The organism is Pseudoalteromonas sp. NZS127_1, from assembly GCF_015864295.1.
GTDB lineage: Bacteria > Pseudomonadota > Gammaproteobacteria > Enterobacterales > Alteromonadaceae > Pseudoalteromonas > Pseudoalteromonas arctica.
Genome location: NZ_JADYXO010000078.1, coordinates 1 through 529 on the forward strand (window position 1 = coordinate 1; position 529 = coordinate 529).

Here is a 529-nt window from a genome sequence, read left to right on the forward strand (position 1 = left end):
GTCATGGCAGGTATTTTCCTTGTCAATCTTGTGCTTGGAGACATTACTAGAAGTATGGCGATTGAGGCGTTCGAATACTCAGGCTATTTACTAGGTTTATTCGCCATACTTTTGGTCATACAGTACATACTGATTGGCAACACTAGTCCAATGCTTTTGTTTAAGCGTAAAAGTCGTTATCCAAGATAGTAAGAAATTTATCTCAGCCTTTTACACGTAAAGCCTTGAGCCAATGTGCAAGTCATCAAAAATAATGATAGGTATTCATATAAAGTCATCTATGTCTCCTTTTTGGTTAAAAATTCATGAAGTAGGTTTTTCTCCCTACTATACGTGTAACTTCTAATATTTCAGACATAAAAAAAGACCCTGAGTTATGACTAAAGGTCTTGTTTGACTCCTATACTAGAACACAAACTGTCGGCTGTATGCTCAGTGTTTACGGTGTTTTTTGATTATTATTTTTGACAATACCAACCATAAAACCAACAATCGGTTTTTGTTTTGCCTGATTGTGGTCTTTTTAGAT

At 35.3% G+C, this 529-nt stretch carries 1 protein-coding gene; it reads left to right on the forward strand.

From position 1 onward, the window contains the following. A partial coding sequence (locus I6F50_RS20405) for a hypothetical protein (RefSeq protein ID WP_231613057.1) occupies positions 1 to 189 on the forward strand: 189 nt, incomplete at its 5' end. Positions 190 to 529 lie beyond the last annotated feature (340 nt).